23 protein-coding genes and 1 pseudogene are annotated in these 23,620 nt (G+C 68.3%); 14 read left to right on the top strand and 10 right to left on the bottom strand.

Going from position 1 to position 23,620, the window contains the following annotated elements; translation table 11 throughout:
* Positions 1–141, top strand: a pseudogene (locus tag GPA22_RS18410) (U32 family peptidase); the annotation flags it as partial.
* Between the two features lie 101 nt (positions 142–242).
* On the opposite strand, the gene GPA22_RS18405 reads toward GPA22_RS18410, so the two are convergent.
* The 3 genes from GPA22_RS18405 to GPA22_RS18395 all read right to left on the bottom strand — a co-directional run bounded on the left by GPA22_RS18405 (position 243) and on the right by GPA22_RS18395 (position 2,846).
* Positions 243–809: a phasin family protein gene (locus GPA22_RS18405; protein WP_169257516.1), complete on the bottom strand. Its 567-nt coding sequence runs from the start codon at positions 807–809 to the stop codon at positions 243–245.
* A 157-nt stretch (positions 810–966) separates the two neighbouring features.
* Entirely contained in the window at positions 967–1,665 is a 699-nt protein-coding gene (locus tag GPA22_RS18400) for an alpha/beta fold hydrolase (RefSeq protein ID WP_169257515.1), read from the bottom strand.
* Positions 1,662–2,846, bottom strand: coding sequence for an FIST signal transduction protein (locus GPA22_RS18395; protein WP_169257514.1), 1,185 nt, complete (start codon positions 2,844–2,846; stop codon positions 1,662–1,664). The genes GPA22_RS18400 and GPA22_RS18395 overlap by 4 nt, the downstream gene beginning before the upstream one ends.
* Positions 2,847–2,939: 93 nt before the next feature.
* Between GPA22_RS18395 and GPA22_RS18390 the strand changes: the two genes are divergently transcribed.
* Positions 2,940–3,338, top strand: coding sequence for a thiol-disulfide oxidoreductase DCC family protein (locus tag GPA22_RS18390; RefSeq protein ID WP_169257513.1), 399 nt, complete (start codon positions 2,940–2,942; stop codon positions 3,336–3,338).
* 15 nt (positions 3,339–3,353) lie between these two features.
* Here the strand turns inward: GPA22_RS18390 and GPA22_RS18385 are convergent, their stop codons facing one another.
* The 7 genes from GPA22_RS18385 to GPA22_RS18355 all read right to left on the bottom strand — a co-directional run bounded on the left by GPA22_RS18385 (position 3,354) and on the right by GPA22_RS18355 (position 11,950).
* Positions 3,354–3,935, bottom strand: coding sequence for a hemerythrin domain-containing protein (locus GPA22_RS18385; RefSeq protein ID WP_169257512.1), 582 nt, complete (start codon positions 3,933–3,935; stop codon positions 3,354–3,356).
* A 14-nt stretch (positions 3,936–3,949) separates the two neighbouring features.
* Positions 3,950–4,894, bottom strand: a complete 945-nt coding sequence (locus GPA22_RS18380) for a methyl-accepting chemotaxis protein (RefSeq protein WP_169257511.1) — start codon at positions 4,892–4,894, stop codon at positions 3,950–3,952.
* Between the two features lie 16 nt (positions 4,895–4,910).
* Positions 4,911–6,119 carry a 3-oxoadipyl-CoA thiolase gene (gene pcaF, locus GPA22_RS18375; RefSeq protein WP_169257510.1) on the bottom strand — a complete coding sequence of 403 codons (1,209 nt, stop codon included), beginning with the start codon at positions 6,117–6,119 and terminating at the stop codon, positions 4,911–4,913.
* Positions 6,120–6,356: 237 nt separating this feature from the next.
* Entirely contained in the window at positions 6,357–7,601 is a 1,245-nt protein-coding gene (boxA, locus tag GPA22_RS18370; protein WP_169257509.1) for a benzoyl-CoA 2,3-epoxidase subunit BoxA, read from the bottom strand.
* Between the two features lie 172 nt (positions 7,602–7,773).
* On the bottom strand, positions 7,774–9,195 hold the full coding sequence (boxB, locus tag GPA22_RS18365) for a benzoyl-CoA 2,3-epoxidase subunit BoxB (RefSeq protein ID WP_018988738.1): 1,422 nt from the start codon (positions 9,193–9,195) through the stop codon (positions 7,774–7,776).
* Between the two features lie 153 nt (positions 9,196–9,348).
* On the bottom strand, positions 9,349–11,016 hold the full coding sequence (boxC, locus tag GPA22_RS18360; RefSeq protein ID WP_169257508.1) for a 2,3-epoxybenzoyl-CoA dihydrolase: 1,668 nt from the start codon (positions 11,014–11,016) through the stop codon (positions 9,349–9,351).
* A 31-nt stretch (positions 11,017–11,047) separates the two neighbouring features.
* The gene (locus GPA22_RS18355; protein WP_169257507.1) at positions 11,048–11,950 is read right to left on the bottom strand and encodes a helix-turn-helix transcriptional regulator; all 903 of its coding nucleotides are present in this window, start codon (positions 11,948–11,950) and stop codon (positions 11,048–11,050) included.
* A 327-nt stretch (positions 11,951–12,277) separates the two neighbouring features.
* On the opposite strand from GPA22_RS18355, the gene GPA22_RS18350 reads away from it, so the two are divergent.
* From GPA22_RS18350 to GPA22_RS18295, 12 genes are all read left to right on the top strand, one after another.
* Positions 12,278–13,855: a 3,4-dehydroadipyl-CoA semialdehyde dehydrogenase gene (locus GPA22_RS18350; protein WP_169257506.1), complete on the top strand. Its 1,578-nt coding sequence runs from the start codon at positions 12,278–12,280 to the stop codon at positions 13,853–13,855.
* 60 nt (positions 13,856–13,915) lie between these two features.
* On the top strand, positions 13,916–14,383 hold the full coding sequence (locus GPA22_RS18345; protein ID WP_169257505.1) for a DUF4863 family protein: 468 nt from the start codon (positions 13,916–13,918) through the stop codon (positions 14,381–14,383).
* 220 nt (positions 14,384–14,603) lie between these two features.
* The gene (locus GPA22_RS18340) at positions 14,604–16,205 is read left to right on the top strand and encodes a benzoate-CoA ligase family protein (protein ID WP_169257504.1); all 1,602 of its coding nucleotides are present in this window, start codon (positions 14,604–14,606) and stop codon (positions 16,203–16,205) included.
* 195 nt (positions 16,206–16,400) lie between these two features.
* Positions 16,401–17,555, top strand: a complete 1,155-nt coding sequence (locus tag GPA22_RS18335; protein WP_169257518.1) for an ABC transporter substrate-binding protein — start codon at positions 16,401–16,403, stop codon at positions 17,553–17,555.
* A gap of 229 nt (positions 17,556–17,784) precedes the next feature.
* On the top strand, positions 17,785–18,651 hold the full coding sequence (locus tag GPA22_RS18330) for a branched-chain amino acid ABC transporter permease (protein ID WP_169257503.1): 867 nt from the start codon (positions 17,785–17,787) through the stop codon (positions 18,649–18,651).
* A 13-nt stretch (positions 18,652–18,664) separates the two neighbouring features.
* Positions 18,665–19,633 (top strand): branched-chain amino acid ABC transporter permease, encoded by a 969-nt coding sequence (locus tag GPA22_RS18325; protein ID WP_169257502.1) that lies wholly within the window; start codon positions 18,665–18,667, stop codon positions 19,631–19,633.
* A complete protein-coding gene (locus GPA22_RS18320; RefSeq protein WP_169257501.1) occupies positions 19,626–20,384 on the top strand; it encodes an ABC transporter ATP-binding protein in 759 nt (252 codons plus the stop codon). The genes GPA22_RS18325 and GPA22_RS18320 overlap by 8 nt, the downstream gene beginning before the upstream one ends.
* A 43-nt stretch (positions 20,385–20,427) precedes the next feature.
* Positions 20,428–21,180: an ABC transporter ATP-binding protein gene (locus GPA22_RS18315; RefSeq protein ID WP_169257517.1), complete on the top strand. Its 753-nt coding sequence runs from the start codon at positions 20,428–20,430 to the stop codon at positions 21,178–21,180.
* Entirely contained in the window at positions 21,181–21,951 is a 771-nt protein-coding gene (locus tag GPA22_RS18310) for an alpha/beta fold hydrolase (protein WP_169257500.1), read from the top strand.
* A 7-nt stretch (positions 21,952–21,958) separates the two neighbouring features.
* Positions 21,959–22,381: a benzoyl-CoA thioesterase gene (locus tag GPA22_RS18305; RefSeq protein ID WP_169257499.1), complete on the top strand. Its 423-nt coding sequence runs from the start codon at positions 21,959–21,961 to the stop codon at positions 22,379–22,381.
* A gap of 108 nt (positions 22,382–22,489) precedes the next feature.
* Positions 22,490–23,293, top strand: coding sequence for an enoyl-CoA hydratase/isomerase family protein (locus GPA22_RS18300; RefSeq protein WP_169257498.1), 804 nt, complete (start codon positions 22,490–22,492; stop codon positions 23,291–23,293).
* A 154-nt stretch (positions 23,294–23,447) separates the two neighbouring features.
* Complete coding sequence (locus tag GPA22_RS18295; RefSeq protein ID WP_169257497.1) at positions 23,448–23,618, top strand: rubredoxin; 171 nt, start codon at positions 23,448–23,450, stop codon at positions 23,616–23,618.
* Positions 23,619–23,620: the final 2 nt, after the last annotated feature.

Raw genomic sequence — 23,620 nt, 5'->3', positions numbered from 1 at the left:
CCGCACAACACCAAGGTCCGCAGCTTCCTCGCCGACATGGAGCCGGTGATCGCGCTCGCGCCCGACGCGCTCATCATGGCCGACCCCGGCCTCATCATGATGGTGCGCGAGCGCTGGCCCGAGGTCGGCATTTCTTGTAGTGGCTGCGTGCTGCTGGGGAAGCGCGCAAGGATACCGGAAACGACACCGGCGCCCGTAGGCGCCGGTGGTGCTGCGTGGCGGGAGGCAGGCTCCCGCTGCGATCAGGCCGACTTCTTGGCCTTGGTCGCGGTGGGCACGCTCACCGCATCGACGGCGGCGCGGGTGGTCGCCGCGACGTTGGCTTCGGTGAACTGGATGACCTTGCGGGTCGCCTTGTTCATCGTGTCGTAGGCCGAGTTGGCGGCGGCGATCGCCGACTGCACCGCGGCGACGGCGACTTCGGAGCCGGCCGGGGCGGACTTCGCGGCCTTCTCGAGCGCGGTGCCGACGGCCTTGTTCACTTCGGAGAGCTGGGTCTCGAAGGGCGCGACGGCGCGCTCGACGCCCTGGGCGACGATCTCGTAGCCGGAATGGAACCAGGCCAGCGCCTTTTCGGCGGACGGACGGGCAAGCGAAGCCGACACGGCGACGAGCTCGTTCGGCGTCTTCGCGGCGAGCAGCGCACGCGTCGCCGCGACACCATCCTCGAATGCGGTGCGGCTGGCGTTGAGGTTCAGCGCGACGAGGCGCTCGACGGTGTCGAAGCTGCTGCGGGCGGAGGCTTCGGCGGTGGCGAAGACGTTGCGGGCGGCGGTGGCGAAGCTTTCGTTGGTGGCGATCATGGTCATCTCTCCTCGGGGGGCGGGGTTTGTCGTCTGCAAGCTTCTGCCGTCGACCGGTTTGCTGCATTGCACAATTCCATTGTAGCGGGACGGGAAATCCCGTCAAGAAATATTTTGTGCAGTGCAACAAATGGCCCGTGAGAGGACCGGCCGCCGTCCGGGCTCAAGCCGCAACGCCTTGTCCGGCGGGGCTTGCGGCGTCGTCATGGACGAAGGCGCCGCGGCGCAGGAAGGCCGTGACCTGCTCCGCGCAGCGCGCCGAGAACAGCATCTCCATGTGGCTGACGTGCAGCGTGACGGCGTCGCGCGCGGCGGCGATGCGGGTCTCCTCGACGCGCACGATGCCGTCGTGGGGCCGCGGCAAGCCGACCAGCGTGCCGGCGAGGCCGATCGGGCGGGTGCCGGCGATCACGCCGATCTCGGTGCCGGGCAGCTCGGGGCGCGCCATGTCCATCCAGTCGCGCATCGAGCGGCCGACCAGGGCCGACACGCAGGGCACGCGCAGCAGCGCCGCGGCACTGCGCGATGTGGCCCACGGCGGGCCCATCAGCACGATGCGGTGCACGCGCGGCTCGGGATGGCGGGCGAGGGCGTTCGCGATCACGACGCCGCCCAGGCTGTGACCGACGAGGTGCAGCGGGCCGGCGCCGGGCAGGGCGGCGAGGAAGGCGGTGAGGGCGTCGGCGTTCGCAAGGAGCCGGCCGCGCACCGACGGATAGGACCACGCCAGCGCCGTGAAGCCGGCGCGGGCGAGGCGGCGGCGCAGGAGGGTGAAGACGACCGGGTGCATCCACAGGCCGTGCACGAGCACGACGGTTTCCCCGCCTCCGTGCGCCGGGGGCGCGGCCGGCGCGGGCCTCATGCGGCGGTCGTGAACACGGTGAGCACGCCGGTGTAGCCGTACAGGCGGTCGCGCGCGACTTCGCCGCCGGCGAAGAAGCCGGCCAGCGGGACGTCGCCGAGGGCCTCGCGCAGGGCCCGCAGTTCGGCGTGCGGCGCGCCGAAGTGCGGGCCGCCGCGGCCCGAGCAGCTGACGTACAGCGCGCCGGCGGCCTGCTCGCCGCTCGCGGCGAGTTCGGCACGGATCTCGTCGACGATGCGCACGAGGTCGGCGCGGGCCGCCTCCGGGTTGCGCGTGCAGAAGGTGAGCCGGGTGCCGACCGCGATCTCGTCGCCGACCGCGAGCACCTGATGCTGCGGATCGACGCCGACCAGGTGGCGGACGAGGGTGTCGCTGCCGAAGCGCCCCGGCGGCGCCAGCCGGTCGCCCTCGCCGCCTTGGCCGAGGCCGACGAGCGTGGCCGACAGCGCTTCGAGGAGCTCGTCCTCTTCGAGTTCGCCGTCCAGCCCGAGGTCTACGAGCAGGCACTCGAGCGCGGGGCGCCCGTCGAGGCGGATCGCGTAGTTGCCTTCGCCTTCGGTGACCATGCGCTGCGGTCCGATCGGCTGGCAGCCCTGCGTGACGCGCGACACCAGTCCGACCGCCGACGTGAAGGCGACGCCCGACAGCCCGCCGTCGAGGACGCGGTCGGCGATCTGCAGCGTGTGGGTGCGCGCCGACGACAGGCCGCCGAAGAGGTAGCCGGTCGTGGTGCGTGCGGCGAGCTCCTGCAGCAGCTCCTGCACGTCCGGGGTGGTGGCTTCGGCGTGCACCAGCGCGGTGTGCGCGACGAAGTCCGTGGGGTGCTGCGGCAGCGGCTGCAGGCCGGAGAAGAGGCGGAAGGCGTCGCGCGGCAGGGGGGCGAGCATCAGCACCAGCGCCGGCTCGTCGAAGTATTCGATGCCGGTGGCGGCGACGCCGAGACCGTCCGTGCCGACCCACGCGACCTCCGGCAGGTCGTCGCGCAGCGCGGCGACGATCGCTTCGGCGTTGGCAGCGTAGTAGTCGCTGAGGTAGCACCAGCCGAGCGTGAACGGGGCGGCATCGGGATGTTCGGCGCGCCGCGCGGCGAACTGCGCCTGCAGCTGGTTGTGGGCGCGCGCGAAGGCGATGCGCCAGTCGGGGTGCGCGGCGTGCGCGAGCACGAACGAGGCGGGCGACATGTCCAATACTCCGTGAGGGTCACGCCGGGTTGGACACCGGCGCTGCGGGGGCGTTTGGAGCGGGCGTGAAAAACCCCGTGCGGGTGAGAGGCGATGAGCGAGAAGCGCGGCAGCGACGGCAGTGAAGGGCGGGAAAGCGGCATCACCGTCTATTACGACGGTGCCTGCCCGAGTTGCGTGCGCGACCGCGCGCAATACGAGCGCCTGGCCGGCAAGGCGAGCGCGGGGACCTGCTGGGTGGATATCACGGGGCGCGACGCCGAGCTGCGTGCGCAGGGCATAGACCCGGACGCGGCGCTGCGCGAGCTGCACGTGCGCGACGCCGAAGGCCGGGTGCGGCGGGAACTCGACGCCTACATCCTGCTGATGTCGCGCGTGCCGCCGCTGCGCCCGCTGGCGTGGCTGATCGGCCTGCCCGGCGTGCGGCCGCTGGTGTCGCGCTGGTACCGCGCGAGCGTGCTGCGGCGGCTGCGCGCCGAAGGGCGGGGGTGAGCCGCCCCTCGAGGCTCAGGACGCCTTGCCGAGCCCGAGCGGTGCCGGCGTCAGGCTGAGGATGCGCTGGTACAGCGTCTCGGCCTCGTCCTTGGGCTTGATGCCGAAGAGCGGGTTGTCGTTCTCGCGGAAGGCCGCGGCGATCTCGACCCAGTCCTCGGGCGTGAGGATGCGCTCGGCGATGGGGATCAGCGCGTCTTCCTCGGTGCGCAGGTGGTCCCACTCGAACTCGGCGTAGCGCTCGGCGGTGGCGCAGAAGGCGTCGCCGGCCTTCGCGTCGCCGCCCTGGAAGGCGAGGAGCGTCTTCTTGAGATCCTCGACCATCGGGTAGCCGAGGTTGTGCTCGCGCTCGAGCCGGGCGATGAGGGCGTCGGCCTCGCGCGTGCGGCGCTGCACCGCGGCGAAGAGGTACTTGTCCTCCTTCGGGTGGTGCCAGCGGTCGGGGTAGGACACGATGTAGTCGAGGATCGCGCGCAGCAGCGGGAAGTTGGGCGCCTCGCCCTTGCGCATGCCCTTCACGAGGTAGCGCAGCGAGTACAGCACGGCGCTGATCGCGAGGTGCTCGTCGCGGATGATCTGGATGGCTTCGGGTTTCACGGGGAGCCTCGTGGTTAGTGGGCGTCGAGCGCCCTGCCAATATCTGCACCGAGGGTGCGCTGGTGCGCGAGTGCCTCGGTGATCTGGGTGACGACCTGGATGCGGCGGCCGGCGCCGGCGCGGATCTCGTCCATCGCGGCGAGCGCGGCCCGGCTCGCGTCACTGCCTGCCTTGACGACGCCGTCGGCCTGTTGCATGGCTTCGGAGGCGTCGCGCGACATCGCGGCGATATCCGCCGCAATCTCGCCGATCTGCTCGCTCGCGACCTTGGCCTGTTCGGCGAGCTTGCGCACCTCGTCGGCGACGACCGCGAAGCCGCGTCCGGCCTCGCCCGCCCGCGCCGCCTCGATCGCGGCGTTGAGCGAGAGCAGGTTGGTCTGGTCGGAGATCTGCTTGATCGTCTGCACGATCGCAGCGATGCGGCTCGACTGGCCGGCGAGCGTTTCGAGGTCCCCCTCGGCGCGCGCCATCGACATGCCCATGCGCTCGATCTCGGCGCCCGCGTCGGCCATGCGCGTCGCGCCTTCGGCCACGCACGCGCCGCTGGCTTTCGCGAGCGCGTTCGCGGTCGCCATGTCGGCGAGCGTCTGGTCGATGCTGGCGAGCAGTTCGGCCATGCGCTGGCGGGCCGCCGCCACGGTCGCGCGGTCCTGTGCGTTGCGGCGCTCGGTCTCGTGGCTGGCGGCGACGGAGGCCGCGCGGGTCTCTTCGAGGACGGACTCGAGATTGCGGATGTGCGACTGCGCCGCCTCGATTTCAGCCCGGTGTGCCGCACGCTCGGCCGTGATGCCGGCGACGCCGCTGCGCCGCAGACGCGCCACGACGACGAGGAAGCCCGCGACGGCGAGCACGATCGCGCCGTGATGCAGGGCGCCGGGCTGGAACACGAGGGCCGCCAGCGCGAGCGCGGTGGCGGCGGTCGCGGCGAGAATGGGGGTCCGGTCTTGTGCGCGTTGCATGTGCCGTCGCCCCGGTTCAGACGCGCTCGAACGCGAGCGCGATGCCCTGGCCGACGCCGATGCACATCGTCGCGAGGCCGAAACGGCCGCCGGTGGTTTCGAGCTGGTTGAGCGCGGTCGTCACCAGGCGTGCGCCCGAGGCGCCGAGCGGGTGGCCGATCGCGATTGCGCCGCCGTTCGGATTCACGTGCGCGCCGTCGTCGGGCAGGCCGAGCTGGCGCAGCACCGCGAGGCCCTGCGCGGCGAAGGCTTCGTTGAGCTCGATGGTGTCGAACTGGCCGATCGTCATGCCGAGGCGTGCGAGGAGCTTCTGCGTCGCCGGCGCCGGGCCGATGCCCATGATGCGCGGCGCGACGCCCGCGGCGGCGGTGCCGAGGATGCGCGCGCGCGGGGTGAGGCCGTAGCGGCGCACGGCGTCTTCGGACGCGAGCAGCAGCGCGCAGGCGCCGTCATTGACGCCGGAGGCGTTGCCAGCGGTGACGGAGCCGTCGGGGCGCACGACGCCCTTCAGCTTCGCCAGGACGTCCGGTGTCGTGTCGGGGCGCGGGTGCTCGTCGGCGGCGAAGATCACCGGATCGCCCTTCTTGCGCGGGATTTCAACGGGCAGGATCTCGCGCTTGAAGAAGCCGCGCTCGTTCGCGGCGGCCCAGCGCTGCTGGCTCCTGAGCGCGAAGGCATCCTGGTCGGCGCGGCTGACGCCGAAGTCCTGCGCGACGTTCTCGGCGGTCTCGGGCATCGAGTCGATGCCGTACTGCGCCTTCATCAGCGGGTTCACGAAGCGCCAGCCGATGGTCGTGTCCTCGATCTTCGCGCTGCGCGAGAAGGCGGTGTCGGCCTTGCCCAGCACGAAGGGGGCGCGGCTCATGCTTTCGACGCCGCCGGCGATCATCAGCCCGGTCTCGCCGGAGGCGATCGCGCGCGCGGCGATGCCCAGCGCGTCGAGGCTGGAGCCGCACAGGCGGTTGACGGTGGTGCCGGGCACCTCGACCGGCAGGCCCGCGAGCAGCGCGGCCATGCGCGCGACGTTGCGGTTGTCCTCGCCCGCCTGGTTGGCGCAGCCGTAGATGACGTCGTCGACGGCGGACCAGTCGACGGCGGCGTTGCGCGCCATCAGGGCCTTGATCGGCAGCGCGGCGAGGTCGTCGGCGCGCATTGACGAGAGGGTGCCGCCGTAGCGGCCGAAGGGGGTGCGGATGGCGTCGCAGATGTAGGCGTGACGGGTCATGTCGGGGAGTCTCCTCTCGTTATGTCAGGGGCGGCCGTCTCGTGCGGGCGCTCCGCGTGCCATTGTGGGGCCAAACGGCCCGGCAGCGTCGGGCGCTGCGTTTGCTCCGGGGCGGCAGCCCGTGTTGCGTAGGGCGGAAAAGCCGGAGGCGCCTTCCGCCGCATGCATCGATGCCGAAGTAGCGAAATCGACGGCATACGGCGGAAGGCGCTTTTCCGCCCTACGGGCTACGTATCCTTAATACGTTTCGACGTGGAAGCGTGCCTTCGACAGCAGCTGCGGGCGCAGCGCGTCCCAGTCGGCGCCCTTGGCGCGGCAGATGTCGCGGAAGGCTTCCAGCACGCCGGCTTCCATGCCCTTCAGGCCGCAGATGTAGATGTAGCAGTCGTCGTCCTGCAGCATCTGGAACACCTTGTCGGCGCGCTCGCGGATGGCGTCCTGCACGTAGCGCTTGGGTTCGCCGGGCACGCGCGAGAAGGCGAAGTTGATGTCGATGAAGTCCTTCGGCAGCTTCTGCAGCGGGCCGAAGTAGGGCAGTTCCGCGGGCGCGCGGGCGCCGAAGAACAGCACCATCTCGCCGCCTTCCTTGCGGTCCATGCGGCGGCGGCGGCGCTCGGTCATCGCGCGCATCGGCGCGGAGCCGGTGCCGGTGCAGATCATCATGATCGACGAGCCGGGATGGTTGGGCATCAGGTAGGTCGAGCCGTAGGGGCCGGTGACCTGCACCTTGTCGCCCTTCTTCAGGTCGCACACGTAGTTCGACGCGACGCCGCGGGTCGGATTGCCGTCGTGGTCCTCGACGACGCGCTTCACCGTGAGCGACAGGTTGTTGTAGTGCGGACGCTCGCCGTCGCGCGGGCTGGCGACCGAGTACATGCGCAGCAGGTGCGGCTTGCCGCGTTCGTCGACGCCCGGCGGGATGATGCCGATGGACTGCCCTTCGAGCACCGGGAAGGGCGTCGTGCCGAAGTCGAGGACGATGTGGTGGATGTCGCTGGAGGCGTCCTCGGCGGTGAGGCGGTAGTTGCCGGTGACGGTCGCGGTGATCGGGGTGGCCGGCGTGTAGAGATTTACGTAGGGGTGGGACGCGGACCACGGCGCCAGCGCCGGGCCGCCCTGGCCGGCGGTCGCGACTTCGGTGATCTGCTGCACTTCGGCGGGGAGTTCCGCCGCGCCCATCACCGTCGCTTCGAGCTGGTCGAGCTCGGTGGTGTCGGGCAGGTAGTCCCAGGAATACTGGTCGTCGAGGGTGTGCGGCGCGGCCTTTTCGACGTTGCGCCACGAGTCGATCGCGCCCGTCGGACAGGGCGAGATGCAGGCCAGGCAGCCGTTGCAGGTGTCGAACTTGACGACGTAGTTGCGGCTGTCGTGGGTGATCGCATCGACCGGGCAGATCTCCTCGCAGGTGTTGCAGCGAATGCAGATCTCGGGATCGATGAGGTGTTGCCTGGCGAGGTTGGCGTGCTCTGCGGGCGCGTTCATGGTTGTCTCTCTCCACGGGTCGGGGCGGTTTCCCCCCCGTTCTGTCGTGTTCGGGGTTTCGTAGGGCGGAAAAGCGAAGCGCCTTCCGCCGGATGTTTTTGGCTCGACGCATGGTCGAACCGCAGGCATGCGGCGGATTACGCCTTCGGCTCATCCGCCCTACGGGGGCCTCTTAATTAAAGCGCACGTACTCGAAGTTGACCGGCTGGTTGTTGATGCCGCGGCCCGGGGCTGCGATCCAGTTGGCGAACTTGCCCGGCTCGAGGCAGCGACCCATCAGCGAATGCACGTACAGGCGGTCGCTTTCGGTCGGCAGCCAGTTGTTGTGCTGGTGCGTCCATTCGGCTTCCGACAGCAGGCGGCCGTCCGGGCTGACATGCACGTCGGCGAACATGCCGATGCGGCGGTGGAAGCCCTTGTGCGGCAGCGTGAAGCGGAAGGCGAAACCGAACTTGGCCGGGATGCGGTTCCAGCGCTCGACGCCGGCCTGCACGTCGGTGATCCAGTCGTCGCGCAGGCGCTCGTTCAGCGCCGACAGCGCGGCGACCTTGCGGGTGCCGATCGTGTCGCCGGCCACGTCCATGACCTCGTATTCCGAGTTCTGCAGCTTGTGGTCGTCGTCGATCTTCTCTTCCTCGAAGCGGCCCTTGAGGCCGTTCGTGTAGTAGGTCGCGGCGTTGGACGACACTTCGGCGCCGTACAGGTCGCTGGTGACGCTGTAGTGGAAGTTGAGGTACTTCTGCAGCGTCGGCAGGTCGATGACGCCGGCGGCGCGCAGCTTGGCGGGGTCGTCGGTGCCGAGTTCCTTCATCACTTCGCAGGTGCGCTGGATCACGCGGGCGATGCCCGATTCGCCGACGAAGAGGTGGTGCGCTTCCTCGGTGAGCATGAACTTGCAGGTGCGCGCCAGCGGGTCGAAGGCCGATTCGGCGAGCGAGGCGAGCTGGTACTTGCCGTCACGGTCGGTGATGAAGGTGAACATGAAGAACGACAGCCAGTCCGGGGTCTTCTCGTTGAACGCGGTGAGGATGCGGGGGTTGTCCTCGTCGCCCGAGCGACGCTCGAGCAGGGCCTCGCCTTCCTCGCGGCCGTCGCGGCCGAAGTGCGCGTGCAGCAGGTAGACCATCGCCCACAGGTGGCGGCCTTCCTCGACGTTCACCTGGAACAGGTTGCGCAGGTCGTACAGCGACGGGGCGGTGAGGCCGAGGTGGCGCTGCTGCTCGACCGATGCCGGCTCGGTGTCGCCTTGGGTAACGATGATGCGGCGCAGCGTCGAGCGGTATTCGCCCGGGACTTCCTGCCACACGTCCTGGCCCTTGTGCTCGCCGAAGGTGATCTTCTTCTCGCCTTCCTGCGGCGCGAGGAAGATGCCCCAGCGGTAGTCGTGCATCTTCACGTAGCCGAAATCGGCCCAACCCTTGGGATCGACGCTGACGGCGGTGCGCAGGTAGACGTCGTAGTTGGTCGAGTTCTCCGGACCCATGTCGTCCCACCAGTTCAGGAAGGACGGCTGCCACTGCTCGAGCGCGCGCTGCAGCGTCTTGTTCTCGTTGAGGTTGACGTTGTTCGGGATGCGTTCGCTGTAGTTGATCATCTCTGTACTCCTCCGATTTTGGTCGTGTCGGCCGGGGATTCCGTAATCCGCCGGCCTCTCGCTTTTGCTGCCATTTCCCCGCCGCGCCAGGGCGCCGGATGCAACGGCAGGGGGACGGCCTGCCGCGCGGCGCGGGAACGATTCGTGGGTCGCTTACACGCGGTTCCAGTCGAACTGCGCCTTCTTGCCGGAGCCGAAGAGCTTCAGCGCGCCGTTTTCGCCGACGGCGTTGGGGCGGTTGAAGATCCAGTTCTGCCACGCCGACAGGCGGCCGAAGATGCGGGTGTTCATCGTCTCGCCGGGGCCGAAGCGCAGGTTGGCTTCGAGGCCGGTGAGCGCGTCGGGCGACAGCGCGGCGCGTTCCTCGATGGCGATGCGCACTTCCTCGGCCCAGTCGAGGTCGTCGGGGATCGCGGTCACGAGGCCCAGCTCCATCGCCTCGGCGGGCGACAGCAGGCTGCCCTGCTTTGCCTTGACGGCGGCGACCGGGGCCTCTTCCTGGTAGAAGCGCGCGGCGATGCGGGAGAGGCCATTCACCATCGGGAAGGTGCCGAAGTTCATCGCCGACAGGCCGATGACGTTCTTGGCTTCCGCGGCGTCGAGCATGTAGCTGCGGTCGGCGGCGAGCGCGACTTCGAGCAGCGTGCCGGCGAAGCACGAGCCCGGCTCGATCAGCGCGTACAGGCTGCGCGAGGACACGTCGATGCGCGCCAGCGTGCGGCGGAGCATGCCGATCGTCTCGCGGACGAACCAGTTGTCGCGGTTGGCGTCGATGGTCGCGTCGATGTCGAGCACGACCTGGGCGTCGCCTTCGGTGCGCAGCTGCCACAGGCCGACGTCGAGGTGGTTGGTGCGCAGGTTGAGGATCGCGTCGTCGAGTTCGCGCGCCATCTGCAGCGGCCACCACTTGATGCCCTGGGCTTCGATCTCGGCGGCGGTCTTCGCGGTGACGGCGGCCGGCGCGCGCACGGTCAGCGTCACGGTGCGGCCGTCGGCGTCGATCGTCGCATCGACGAATTCGTAGTGGTAGCCCTTCTCGTCGACCGTGCGCTCGAGCGTCGTGAGCTTCACGCCCTTGGCGCCGGCCGGGCGGTCGGAGGTCTTGGCGAGTTCCTTGGCGCGGGCCTGGATGTGCTCGGCGAACTGCTGCTGCTTGACGACGTCGTCGACCAGGCGCCAGTCCTTGGCACGCTGGCCGCGCACGCCTTCCGAGATCGTGCAGAAGATGTCGGCGTGGTCGCGGCGCACGCGGCGCTTGTCGGTGACGCGGGTGAGGCCGCCGGTGCCCGGCAGCACGCCCAGCAGCGGCACTTCGGGCAGCGACACGGAGGAGTTGCGGTCATCGACCAGCACGATCTCGTCGCAGGCGAGCGCCAGCTCGTAGCCGCCGCCGGCGGTGGTGCCGTTGCACGCGGCGAGGAACTTGAGGCCGGAGTACTGGCTGGAGTCCTCGATGCCGTTACGCGTCTCGTTGGTGAACTTGCAGAAGTTCACCTTCCACGCATGGGTCGAGAGGCCCAGCATGTAGATGTTGGCGCCGGAGCAGAAGATCTTCGGCTTGCCGGAGGTCACGACGACAGTGCGCACTTCCGGATGCTCGAAGCGCACGCGCTGCAGCGCATCGTGCAGTTCGATATCGACGCCCAGGTCATAGGAGTTGAGCTTGAGCTTGTAGCCCGGGCGGATGCCGCCGTCCTCGTCGATGTTGAGCGTCAGCGTGGCGATCTCGCCGTCGGTCGCGAGCGACCAGTGGCGGTACTTCGACGGCTCGGTGCGGTAATCGACCAGTTCGGCGACCGGCTTGTTGGCGACTGCTTGCATCGTGTGTCTCCTCTCTCTCTGTAGGACGTGCTCAGCCCAGGACGAGCTGGCGCAATTTGATGAAACTCTGGTCCACCGTCTCGCCCGAGGTGTCGAGCACGGTGTCCGCCTTGGCGTAGAGGGGCAGGCGCGCCTCGAGGATGCGCTTGAGGTCCTCCATCGCCTCGTCGTTGCCCGCCATCGGCCGCAGGTCGCCCTGGGCCATCACGCGGGCCATGTGTTCTTCCGGCTGGGCCTTGACCCACACCGTCATGCATTGCGACAGCAGCATCTCGAAGCTCTCCGGCTGCGACACCACGCCGCCGCCGACCGAGATCACGGCGCGCGGGTTGTCGCGCAGCACGCGCTCGAGGGTGCGCTTCTCGATGCGGCGATAACCGGACTGGCCGTACAGCGAGAAAATCTCGCGCCCGGGGATGCCGGTTTCCTTCTCGATCTCGCGGTCGAGCTCGACGAAGGGCATGTTCTCTTCCTGTGCCAGGCGCTTGCCCAGCGTCGACTTGCCCGCGCCGCGCAGGCCGATCAGCGCGATGCGCTTCCTGCGCACGGCTTCCTCGTGGCCGAAGTCGCGCATCAGGCGGAACACCACTTCTTCCAGGCGGTGCTGCGGCAGGCGCTCGAGGAAGCGGCGGATCAGGCGCTTCTCGACCGTGTCTTCCGTTTCCGGCGCGAGCAGCTCGATCAGCGGGACGTTGAGCGCGCGGGCGATGTTGTGCAGCAGGACGATGGACACATTGCCGTCGCCGCCTTCGAGGTGGGCGAGGTGGCGTTCCGACACGCCGGCTTCGCGCGCCACGAGCTTCCTCGTCATGCCACGGCGGTCGCGGATCTCGCGGACGCGCTTGCCGAGCGTCGGCAGGATATTGCCGTCGGCGGACTGGTCGGCCGCCTGGAGCTCTTCCTGCTGCGATTCGGTGGTGGGTTCGAGGCTCATCGGATTTCCTTTCTTGCAGCGAACTGCATCGGTTGAGTTGAACAATAGTGCAGCAAGATCGAGACGTCAACACCTAAAGTGCAGTTTTATTTGTGCTGCACTGCAGTAATCTGCAGTTTGTGTACATTGTAGAAGACGTCTGACCGGCGTGTCGTGTCGAAAATTGCAGCTTTCGGGACTCGTTGCCAATAAAAGTGGAAGTAAAGTGCTTGACGGGGAAATTTCCGCGTGTATTCTATCTCCACCGGTTGCGCCTCGGCGCGACGCCAGAACATCAGTCATCCGGCGCAAGACCGCGATGCCTCAACAGAGAGAGGAGACAAGCAGGTGAAGCTGGCTAATTACGTATACGGGCAGTGGGTCGAAGGCGCGGGCGAAGGCACGGCGCTCACCGATCCCGTCACCGGCGAGGCGCTGGTGCGGGTTTCGTCCGACGGCATCGACGTCGCGCATGCACTGGAGTTCGCCCGCCGCGAAGGCGGCGCTGCACTGAAGGCCATGAGCTACGAGGAGCGCGCCGCCAAGCTCGCCGCGATCGCCGAGCTGCTGCAGGCCAAACGTGCAGAATATTTCGACCTCTCGCTGCGCAACTCCGGCGCGACCGAAGGCGATGCGTCCTTCGACGTCGATGGCGCCATCTTCACCGTCAAGAGCTACGCCCGCGCCGGCAAGGCGCTCGGCGCCGGGCGCCACCTGAAGGAAGGCAGCCGTGTGCCGCTGGCGAAGACCGACGTCTTCCAGGGCCAGCACTTCCTGATGCCGCTCACCGGCGTCGCGGTCTTCATCAACGCCTTCAACTTCCCCGCCTGGGGTCTGTGGGAGAAGGCCGCGCCGGCGCTGCTCGCGGGCGTGCCGGTGTTCGCGAAGCCGGCGACGCCGACCGCGTGGCTCGCCCAGCGCATGGTCGCCGACGTCGTCGAGGCCGGCATCCTGCCGCCGGGCGCGATCTCCATCGTGTGCGGCTCGGCGCGCGACCTGCTGGATCACGTCAGCGAATGCGACGTCGTGTCCTTCACCGGCTCGGCCGACACCGCGGCGCGCATGCGCACGCACCCGAACGTCGTCGCGCGCTCGGTGCGCCTCAACGTCGAGGCCGACAGCGTCAATTCGGCGATCCTCGGGCCGGATGCGCAGCCCGGCACGCCCGAGTTCGATCTCGCGGTGAAGGAGATCGTGCGCGAGATGACGGTCAAGACCGGCCAGAAATGCACCGCGATCCGCCGCATCCTCGCGCCCGCGGGCACCTCGCGCGCGCTCGCCGATGCGGTGGCGGGCAAGCTCGCCGGCTACAAGGTCGGCGATCCGCGCAGCGAAGGCGTGCGCGTCGGCCCGCTGGTGAGCAAGGCGCAGCAGGCTGCGGCCTTCGAAGGGCTGGCGAAGCTGAAGACGGAATGCGAAGTCGTGTTCGGTGGTGATCCCAACTTCGAGCCGGTCGGCGCGGACGCCGCGGTCTCGGCCTTCGTGCAGCCGACGCTGCTGTTCTGCGACCAGGGCCTGGCGGCACGCCATGTGCATGACGTCGAAGTCTTCGGCCCGGTCGCGACCATCGTCCCCTACGCCGATACCGCCGACGCGATCGCGATCGCGCGCCGCGGCCACGGCTCGCTCGTTGCGTCCGTGTATTCGGGCGATGCCGCCTTCCTCGGCGAGCTGGTACCGGCGATCGCCGACCTGCACGGCCGCGTGATGGTCGTCGATGGCGCGGTGGGCGCGAACCACACCGGCCACGGCAACGTGATGCCCACCTGCCTGCACGGCGGCCCGGGCCGCGCCGGCGGCGGCGAGGAGCTCGGTGGCCTGCGCGCGCTGGCGATGTATCACCGCCGCTGCGTCGTGCAGGGCGGCCCCGCGGTGCTCGAAGCCCTGTCGCGTGACGCAGTCGACGCCGCGCTGCTCGGTGCATGAACTATAAAACCTGTACGCATCCCGCCCCCAATCCCCAGCCCTGACGGAGAGAGACGGAACATGACGCCTGACCAGTTCCAGACGCTGATCGCGAAAGTGACCGGCGCGATCGCCGGCCGCGCGATCGACGCGCAGCTTGCGGACTTCCTCAACGAACGCTTCCCGGCGAACGGCCCCGAGTTCCGGGCCATCGCGCAGGCCTGTAGCGAGGCCGTCGCGGCCGGCTGGATGTGCGATCGCGAGCACGGCGGCATCCGCTACGGCCGCGTCATCAAGCCGACCGACGCGCTCCACGGTTTCAGCGTCGACGTCGTCGAGATGCAGGACCTCGTCGGCCCGCAGCACGCCCATCCCAATGGCGAGATCGACATGATCATGCCGCTCGAAGGCGACGCGAAGTTCGACGGCCACGGCGCCGGCTGGTTCGTGTATGGGCCGGGCAGCGTGCACCGGCCGACCGTGATGGGCGGCCGCGCCTATGTGCTGTACCTGCTGCCGCAGGGCGCGATCGAGTTTACGAAGCAGTAAGGCAGCCTCTTTAACCGCCTCGCGCGCACGACAAGGCACGGCGCAGCCCCCGTCACGGGGTGTTTCGTGCCGAGGCGTCCGCCACGCGCCAACGAGGCGCGGAACACCCCGTGACGGGGGCGGTTTACTGCAAGAGGCTGACCTGAACAAATAACGCCGGCATCAAGACCGGCATCGGAATACCCCCGGCACCTGCCGGACGAACGGAGGAGAGAAAGGCATGACCACGCTCAGCGCCGCGGACCACAGCACCAGTCCGCCCACCATCACCCTGCCGCGTCAGTACAACGCCGCGGACGACCTCATCGGCCGCAACCTCGACGCCGGCCGCGGTGCGAAGACCGCCTATATCGACGACAAGGGCCGCTATACCTACGACGAACTCGCCGCGCGCGTGAACCGCTTCGCCAACGCGCTCGGCAGTCTCGGCATCGTGCGCGAGCAGCGCATCCTGATGTGCGTGCACGACTCGATCGACTTCCCGACCGTGTTCCTCGGCGCGATCAAGGCCGGCGTCGTACCGATCGCGGTGAACACCCTGCTCACGCAGTCCGACTACGAATACATGCTGACCGACAGCCGCGCGCGCATCGCCGTCGTGTCGGCGCCGCTGTACGACACCTTCGCGCCGCTGCTGGGCAAGGTCGAGTCGCTCGAACGCATCGTCGTTGCCGGCGCTGAGAACGCACAATCGGGCGACAACGCGCTCGGCAGCCTGATGGACCAGGCCTCCGACAAGTTCGACGCGGTCGCGACGACCTGCGACGATCCCTGTTTCTGGCTGTACTCGTCGGGCTCGACCGGCGCGCCCAAGGGCACCGTGCACATCCACTCCAGCCTGATCCACACCGCCGAGCTGTACGCCAAGCCCATCCTCGGCATCAGGGAAAGCGACGTCGTGTATTCCGCGGCCAAGCTCTTCTTCGCCTACGGCCTCGGCAACGGCCTGACTTTCCCGCTCGCGGTCGGCGCGACCGCCGTGCTGATGGCCGAGCGCCCCACCCCCGCCGCCGCCTTCAGGCGCCTGCGCGAGCACCAGCCGACGATCTTCTACGGCGTGCCCACGCTGTACGCGTCGATGCTGGCGGACGCCGACTGTCCGACGCGCGACGAGCTCGCGATGCGCATGTGCACGTCCGCCGGCGAAGCGCTGCCGGAAGACATCGGCCGGCGCTGGACCGAGCGCTTCGGCGTCGAGATCCTCGACGGCATCGGCTCGACCGAGATGCTGCACATCTTCCTGTCCAACCGCCCCGGCGAAGTGCATTACGGCACCACCGGCAAGCCGGTGCCGGGCTACCAGGTGCGCCTGATCGACGACGACGGCAATGAAGTCGAGGGCGCCGACGAGCCGGGCGAGCTGCAGATCTCCGGCCCGTCGAGCGCGGTGATGTACTGGAACAACCGCGAGAAGACGCGTTCGACCTTCCAGGGCCCGTGGACGCGCAGCGGCGACAAGTACTCGCGCAATGCCGAGGGCTACTACGTGTATGCCGGGCGCAACGACGACATGCTCAAGGTGTCCGGCATCTACGTGTCGCCGATCGAGGTCGAGTCCTGCCTGATCCAGCACCCGGCGATCCTCGAGGCGGCCGTCGTCGGCCACGAGGACGAGGAGCGCCTGATCAAGCCCAAGGCCTTCATCGTGCTCAAGCCCGGTTTCAGCCGCTCGGAGCAGCTCGCGGCGGAGATCAAGGCGCACGTGAAGGCGCACCTCGCGCCCTACAAGTACCCGCGCTGGATGGAGTTCGTCGACGAGCTGCCGAAGACGGCGACGGGCAAGATCCAGCGCTTCAAGCTGCGCGCAATGGCTGCAAAGTAGGGCGGAAAAGCCGGAGGCGCCTTCCGCCGGATGTATTCGGCCCGAGGTGTCTTCGGCCCCGCGCATGCGGCGGAAGGCGCTGCGCTTTTCCGCCCTACGAACAAACAGATCAAAAGGGGCAAAGCCCCACCCATCCCCATGGAGGAGACAACCATGCAGAAGACGCAAGAGAAGCGCCGTACGATGAAGCAGGTGATGCTGGGCGCACTTGTCGGTGTGCTGGGCGGCGCGCTGGTGCCGCTGGGCGCCGCGCAGGCCGCCGAGAAGATCAAGGTCGGCCTGATGCTGCCCTACACCGGCACCTACGCCGCGCTCGGCACCGCGATCACCAACGGCTTCAAGCAATACGTGCAGGAGCAGGGCGGCAAGCTCGCCGGCTACGAGGTCGAGTATTCGGTCGTCGATGACGAGTCCGACCCCTCGAAGGCGACCGAGAACGCGTCCAAGCTCGTCAAGCGCGACAACGTCGATGTGCTGGTCGGCACCGTGCATTCGGGCGTCGCGCTGGCGATGGCGAAGGTCGCGCGCGATACCAAGACGCTGCTGATCATCCCCAACGCCGGCGCCGACGAGCTGACCGGCCCGCTGTGCGCGCCCAACGTCTTCCGCAGCTCCTTCTCGGCCTGGCAGCCGGCGTACGCGATGGGCAAGATCGTCGCCGAGCGCGGCCACAAGAACGTCGTCACGGTGAGCTGGAAGTACTCCTTCGGCGAGCAGTCGGTCGCGGGCTTCAAGGAAGCGTTCGAGAAGGCGGGCGGCAAGGTCGCGAAGGAGCTGTATCTGCCCTTCCCGAACGTCGAGTTCCAGCCCTTCCTGACCGAGATCGCGTCGCTCAAGCCCGACGCGGTGTTCGTGTTCTTCGCCGGCGGCGGCGCGGTGAAATTCGTCAAGGACTACGACGCGGCGGGCCTGAAGAAGTCGATCCCGCTGTACGGCTCGGGCTTCCTCACCGACGGCACCATCGACGCGATGGGCGGCTCGGGCGAAGGCCTGCTGACGACGCTGCACTACGCCGACAACCTGACCAACCCGAAGGACCAGGCTTTCCGCAAGGCGTACGCGATGTCGTACAAGATCCAGCCCGACGTGTATGCGGTGCAGGGCTACGACGCCGCGCAGATGCTCAAGACCGGCCTCGACTCGCTCAAGGGCGCCAAGTTCGACAAGGACGCGGTGATCAAGGCGATGGCGGCGGCGAAGATCGACAGCCCGCGCGGCGCCTTCACGATCTCCAAGGCGCACAACCCGGTGCAGGACATCTACCTGCGCAAGGTCGAAGGGCGTGACAACAAGCTCATCGGCGTCGCCGAGAAAGGCCTCGCGGATCCGGCGCGCGGTTGCAGGATGTAAGGCCAACTCGCCCGGCCACCGGTTCAGACAAGGTCCCTTCCCCTTCAAGGGGAAGGACAGGATGGGGATGGGTTTCTTTCGGGCGCTTCGGAGTCCACCCATCCCCACCCCAGCCCTCCCCTTGAAGGGGAGGGGGCGACCGTGCCTACCGGGCCGATAGCAGTCCGTCCCATCCGCTCCAATCCAACATATCCGGGCACCCAGAAAAGGCGCCCGGAGGGGAAGACTCATGGATTTCGTTTCCTTCCTGATCCAGGTGCTGAACTCGCTGCAGTACGGCCTGCTGCTGTTCCTGGTGGCCAGCGGCCTGACGCTGGTGTTCGGCATCATGGGCATCATCAATCTCGCGCACGGCAGCTTCTACATGGTCGGCGCCTACCTCGCATTCGCGCTGACGAGCCTGACGGGCAACCTGATGCTCGCGATCGCGCTGGGGCTGCCGCTCGCCTTCGTGTTCGGCGCGATCCTCGAATGGGCACTGTTCTCGCATCTGTACAAGCGCGACCACCTCGAGCAGGTGCTGCTGACCTACGGCCTGATCCTGATCTTCGAGGAGCTGCGCAGCCTCGCCGTCGGCGACGAGGTGCATGGCGTGACGATCCCGGAACTGTTCTCGGCGTCGATCCCGCTCTCCGACAACCTCAGCTACCCCGTCTATCGCCTGGTGATCTCGGTCGTGTGCCTCGCGCTCGCGGGCGGGCTGTACTGGCTGATCCAGAAGACGCGCCTGGGCATGATGATCCGCGCCGGCAGCCACGACCGCGACATGGTCAAGGCGCTCGGCATCGACATCAACCTGCTGTACCGCACCGTGTTCGCGCTGGGTGTCGCGCTCGCGGCGCTCGCCGGCATGCTTGCGGCGCCGATCAGCTCGGTGTATCCGGGCATGGGCTCCAGCGTGCTGATCATCTCCTTCGTGATCGTCGTGATCGGCGGCGTCGGCTCGGTGTGGGGCGCGCTCGTCGCGGCGCTGGTGATCGGCTTCGCCGACACCTTCGGCAAGGTGCTGCTGCCGGATCTCGCGGGCCTGATGGTCTATCTCGTGATGGCCGTGGTGCTGCTGTGGCGCCCCGAAGGCATCTTCAAAAAGGCGTGAGGGAGACAAGGCGATGAATTCCCGTACCACCACCTTCCTCAAGCTCGCGGCGCTGGCCGGCGTGCTGGCCTTCCCGGCCTTCGGCTCGGAGTTCTACGCCGAGCTGATCGCCAAGGTGCTGATCCTCGCGATCTTCGCGATGAGCCTCGACCTCTTGGTCGGCTTCACCGGGCTGGTGTCCTTCGGCCACGCCGCCTACTTCGGCATCGCGGCCTACGCGGTGGCGCTGCTGACGCCGAAGTACGACCCGGCGAGCCTGTGGCTGGCGCTGCCCGCCTCGGTGCTCGCGGCGGCGGTCGCGGCCTTCCTGATCGGCCTCTTCGTGCTGCGCACCAAGGGCATCTACTTCATCATGGTGACGCTCGCGTTCGCGCAGATGGCCTACTACGTGTTCCACGACACGCCGGTGGGCGGCGGCTCGGACGGCATCTACCTCAACTTCAAGCCGGATGCGGCGATCGCCGGCTGGGCGCCGTTCGACCTCAACGAGCCGCATCACCTGTACTACTTCGTCGTCGGCGCGATGCTCTTCGTGTATGCGCTCTTGAAGCTCGTGCTGCGCTCGCCCTTCGGCCGCGTGCTGGTCGGGATCCGCAGCAACGAGCACCGCATGCTCTCGCTCGGCTACGCGACCTTCCGCTACAAGCTCGCCGCCTTCACGTTGGCGGGCGGCCTCGCGGGGCTGGCGGGCTTCCTGTACGCGGTGCTGTTCGGCTTCGTCACGCCGGAGTACCTGTCGTGGCACAAGTCCGGCGACGTGCTGCTGATGGTGATCCTCGGCGGCATGGGCAACCTCGTCGGCGCGATTGCCGGGGCGGTGGCGCTCGTGGGCCTGCAGGAGATCTTCACCGGCCTCACCAAGCACTGGCAGTTGCTGATGGGCCTCACCATCGTCGCCGCGGTGCTCTTCATGCCGGGCGGCATGGCCGCGACGCCGGCCCGCATCCTCGCGCGCATCAACGGGGGAAAGACCAATGAGTGAAGTGCTGCTTGCCGCCGAAGGCATGACGCGCCGCTTCGGCGGCCTCACGGCGAACCAGAACGTCAACATCGCCCTTGAGCGCGGCGTGCTGCACGCGCTGCTCGGGCCCAATGGCGCCGGCAAATCGACCTGCATCAACATGCTGTCGGGCGACCTGCCGCCGTCCGAAGGCACGATCCGCTTCAAGGGCGAGGACATCACCGGGCTGACCGCCTACCAGCGCTCCAGGATCGGCATCGGCCGCAGCTACCAGCGCACCAACATCTTCCCGAAGTTCACGGTGCTGGAGAACTGCCGCCTCGCCGCGCAGTCGCGCAAACCCCGCCCGTGGAGCCTGCTGACCGATGCGCTGCGCATGCCGGATGCGGTCGAGCGCGCGCGCGCCGCGATCGCCGAGGCGGGCCTTGCCGGCCGCGAGGAGCGCGTCGCCGGCACGATGTCGCACGGCGAACAAAGGCAGCTCGAGATTGCGATGGTGCTCGCGACCGACGCCGAGGTGCTGCTGCTCGACGAGCCGCTCGCCGGCATGGGCTCGGAGGAGTCGGCGCAGATGGTCACGCTCTTGAACCGCCTGAAGACGACGCGCGCGATCCTGCTCGTCGAGCACGACATGGACGCGGTGTTCGCGGTTTCGGACCGCATCACCGTGATGGTCAACGGCCAGGTGCTGGAATCGGGTTCGCCGGAGCAGATCCGCAACAGCCCCGACGTGCAGCAGGCCTATCTCGGACACGAGGCGGAGCATGAATGACATGTCCATGTTCAGAATGAATGACACGGCGGCCCCCGTCGCGATGGCGGCCGTGGCCCCGGCCGCGCAGGCGGCGCCCGACCAGCGCGAGCTGCTGCTCGAGGCGATCGGCCTGCACACCTATTACGGTTCCAGCCACATCCTGCACGGCGTGAATTTCCACATCCGCAAGGGCGAGGCGCTCGGCCTGATGGGCCGCAACGGCATGGGCAAGACGACGCTGATCCGCACGATGATGGGCTTCCTGATGCCCAAGGCCGGCGGCGTGCTGGTGCGCGGCCAGCGCATGACCGGCGGGCCGACGCACAAGATCGCGCGCCTCGGCATCGCCTACGTCCCCGAAGGCCGCGGCATCTTCCCGAACCTGTCGGTGAAGGAGAACCTGCTGATGGCCGCGCGCGCCGGCGTCGACGGCCAGCGCGACTGGACTTTCGACCGCGTGATGGCGACCTTCCCGCGCCTTGCCGAACGCCTCACCAACGGCGGCGGTCAACTCTCGGGCGGCGAGCAGCAGATGCTCACGATCGGGCGTGCGCTGATGACCAACCCGGACCTGCTGATCCTCGACGAGGCGACCGAAGGCCTGGCGCCCCTGATCGTGCGCGAGATCTGGCGCGTGGTGCGCGAGATCCGCGACAGCGGCATCGCCACGGTGATCGTCGACAAGAACCACTCGGCGGTCACCGCGCTGACCGACCGCTCGATGATCCTCGTGAAAGGCCAGGTCGTGTTCGATGGCCCGAGCGAGGAGGTGCGCAATAATCCCGAGCTCATCCAAAAACACCTGGGGGTCTGAATGAAGCAGGTTCATGTCGGCGGCAAGAATCTCGAATACGTCCGGCTGCCTTCCGCGCATCCGCGCGAAGGCGCGCCCGCGATCGTGTTCCTGCACGAGGGGCTGGGTTCGGTGGCGATGTGGCGCGACTTCCCGCAGAAGATCGCCGATGCGACCGGCTGCGAGGCGGTGGTCTTTTCCCGCGCCGGCTACGGCCGCTCCGATGCGGCCGAGCTGCCGCGCACCACGCGCTACATGCACGACGAGGGCCTCGCGGTGCTGCCGGCGCTGCTCGACGCGCTGCAGCTCGACCGGCCCATCCTCCTCGGCCACTCCGACGGCGGCTCGATCGCGCTGATCTGCGCGGGCGGCACCGACACGAAGCTCTCCGGCGTGATCCTGATGGCGCCGCACGTGCTGGTCGAGGACATCTCGGTGAAAAGCATCGCGCAGGCCAAGGTCGCGTGGCAGAGCACGGATCTGCCGGCGCGCCTCGGCAAGTACCACGCCGACGTCGACGCGGCCTTCCGGGGCTGGAACGACATCTGGCTGCACCCGGATTTCCGCGCGTGGAACATCGAGGAGTACGTGCCGCGCATCGCCTGCCCGGTGCTCGCGATCCAGGGCGAGGACGACGAGTATGGCACCATGGACCAGATCGACCGCATCGCCGCGCAGGCGCGCGACGTGGATCTCGTCAAGCTCGCCGACTGCCGCCATTCCCCGCACAAGGACCAGCCCGCGGCCGTGATCGAGGCCGTCGGCGAATTCGTGAACCGCATCCTGGACTGAAACCGCCATGATCTTCGAATGCAAGAAACCCATCCGCTTCCACCACTGCGACCCGGCCGGCATCGTCTTCTACCCGCAGTGCCTGGTGCTGTGCAACGAAGTGATCGAGGACTGGTTCGACCGCGGCATCGGCGTGGACTTCTACAAGCTGCACGCCGAGATCCGCCGCGGCGTACCGATGCGCCACCTCGAAGTCGATTTCATCGCGCCGAGCATGCACGGCGACGAACTGACCTTCACGCTCTACGTCGCGCGCATCGGCGGCAGCTCGATGGACATCGTCACGACCGCGTCGATGGGCGAGCAGGTGCGCTTCCGCGCGAAGCAGACGGTGGTGTGGGCCGATCTCGGCGGCGCCCCGCGCGCGACCGCGATCGACGGCGAATGGCGCGAGCGCTTCAGCCGCTTTCTGGAGCCGCATAACCCGTAGGGCGGAAAGCCGAAAGCAACTTCGCCGCCGCATGCGCTCATCCGGGCCCGGCATACGGCGGAAGGCGCTTCGCTTTTCCGCCCTACGATCGAGAACGAAGGACAGACGATGGACTACAGCCGTTACACCAACCTCAAGGTCGAGCTCCACGAGCACGGCATCGCCGAAGTGATCCTCGGCGAGCCGGGCAAGCTCCCCGCCGCCGACGCCACCGGCCACGGCGAGCTCGCCGACATCTGGCGCGACCTCGACCGCGATCCGGCGGTGTCGGTGATCGTCGTGCGCGGCCAGGACAAGGGCTTCTCCGCCGGCGGCACACTGGACCTCGTCGCCGCGATGGTCGACGAGTTCGAGCACCGCGCCCGCGTGTGGAAGGAAGCGCGCGACATCGTCTACAACATGATCAACTGCTCGAAAGTGATCGTCTCGGCGATCAACGGCCCGGCGGTCGGCGGCGGCCTCGCCGTCGCGCTGCTGGCGGACATCTCGATCGCCGCGAAGAACGCACGCCTCATCGACGGCCACACCCGTCTGGGGGTGGCCGCGGGCGACCACGCCGCGATCATCTGGCCGCTCCTGTGCGGCATGGCGAAGGCGAAGCTGCATCTGCTGCTGTCGAACGAAGTGAGCGGCGAGGAAGCCGAACGCATCGGCCTCGTGTCGATGGCGGTGGAGGCCGACGCCCTGCGCGCCACCGCCTTCGACATCGCGAAGAAGCTCGCCGCCGGCCCGCAGACGGCGCTGCGCTGGACCAAGCACAGCCTCAACAACTGGCTGCGCCAGGCCGGCCCGATCTTCGACAACTCGGTCGCGCTGGAGATGCTCGGCTTCACCGGCCCCGAAGTGCGCGAAGGCCTCGCCGCCGTGCGCGAGCGGCGGACGCCGAATTTCCCGAGCACTTCACCGATATGACGTAGGGCGGAAAAGCCGAAGGCGCCTTCCGCCGTGGTGCTTGGATCGCCCCATGCATCCGGCGGAAGGCGCTGCGCTCTTCCGCCCTGCGAAACCCCAGAACGGCGCCGCAGAGCGCCCGACCCCCCCTCAACGACACAGAGAGAACGCCATCATGACCATCTACCAGTGCAGCGCCTGCTACTTCCCCTACAACGAGGCCGACGGCCTGCCCGACGACGGCATTGCGGCCGGCACGAAATGGGAAGACGTCCCCGAGGACTGGGTCTGCCCCGACTGCGGCAACGGCAAGGAGCACTTCAACCCGGCCCCCGATTCGGAGTGAGG

This window comes from Aromatoleum toluvorans (assembly GCF_012910905.1).
GTDB lineage: Bacteria > Pseudomonadota > Gammaproteobacteria > Burkholderiales > Rhodocyclaceae > Aromatoleum > Aromatoleum toluvorans.
The sequence above is the reverse complement of the archived record's forward strand: the minus strand, read 5'-3'. Positions and strand labels throughout refer to the sequence as shown.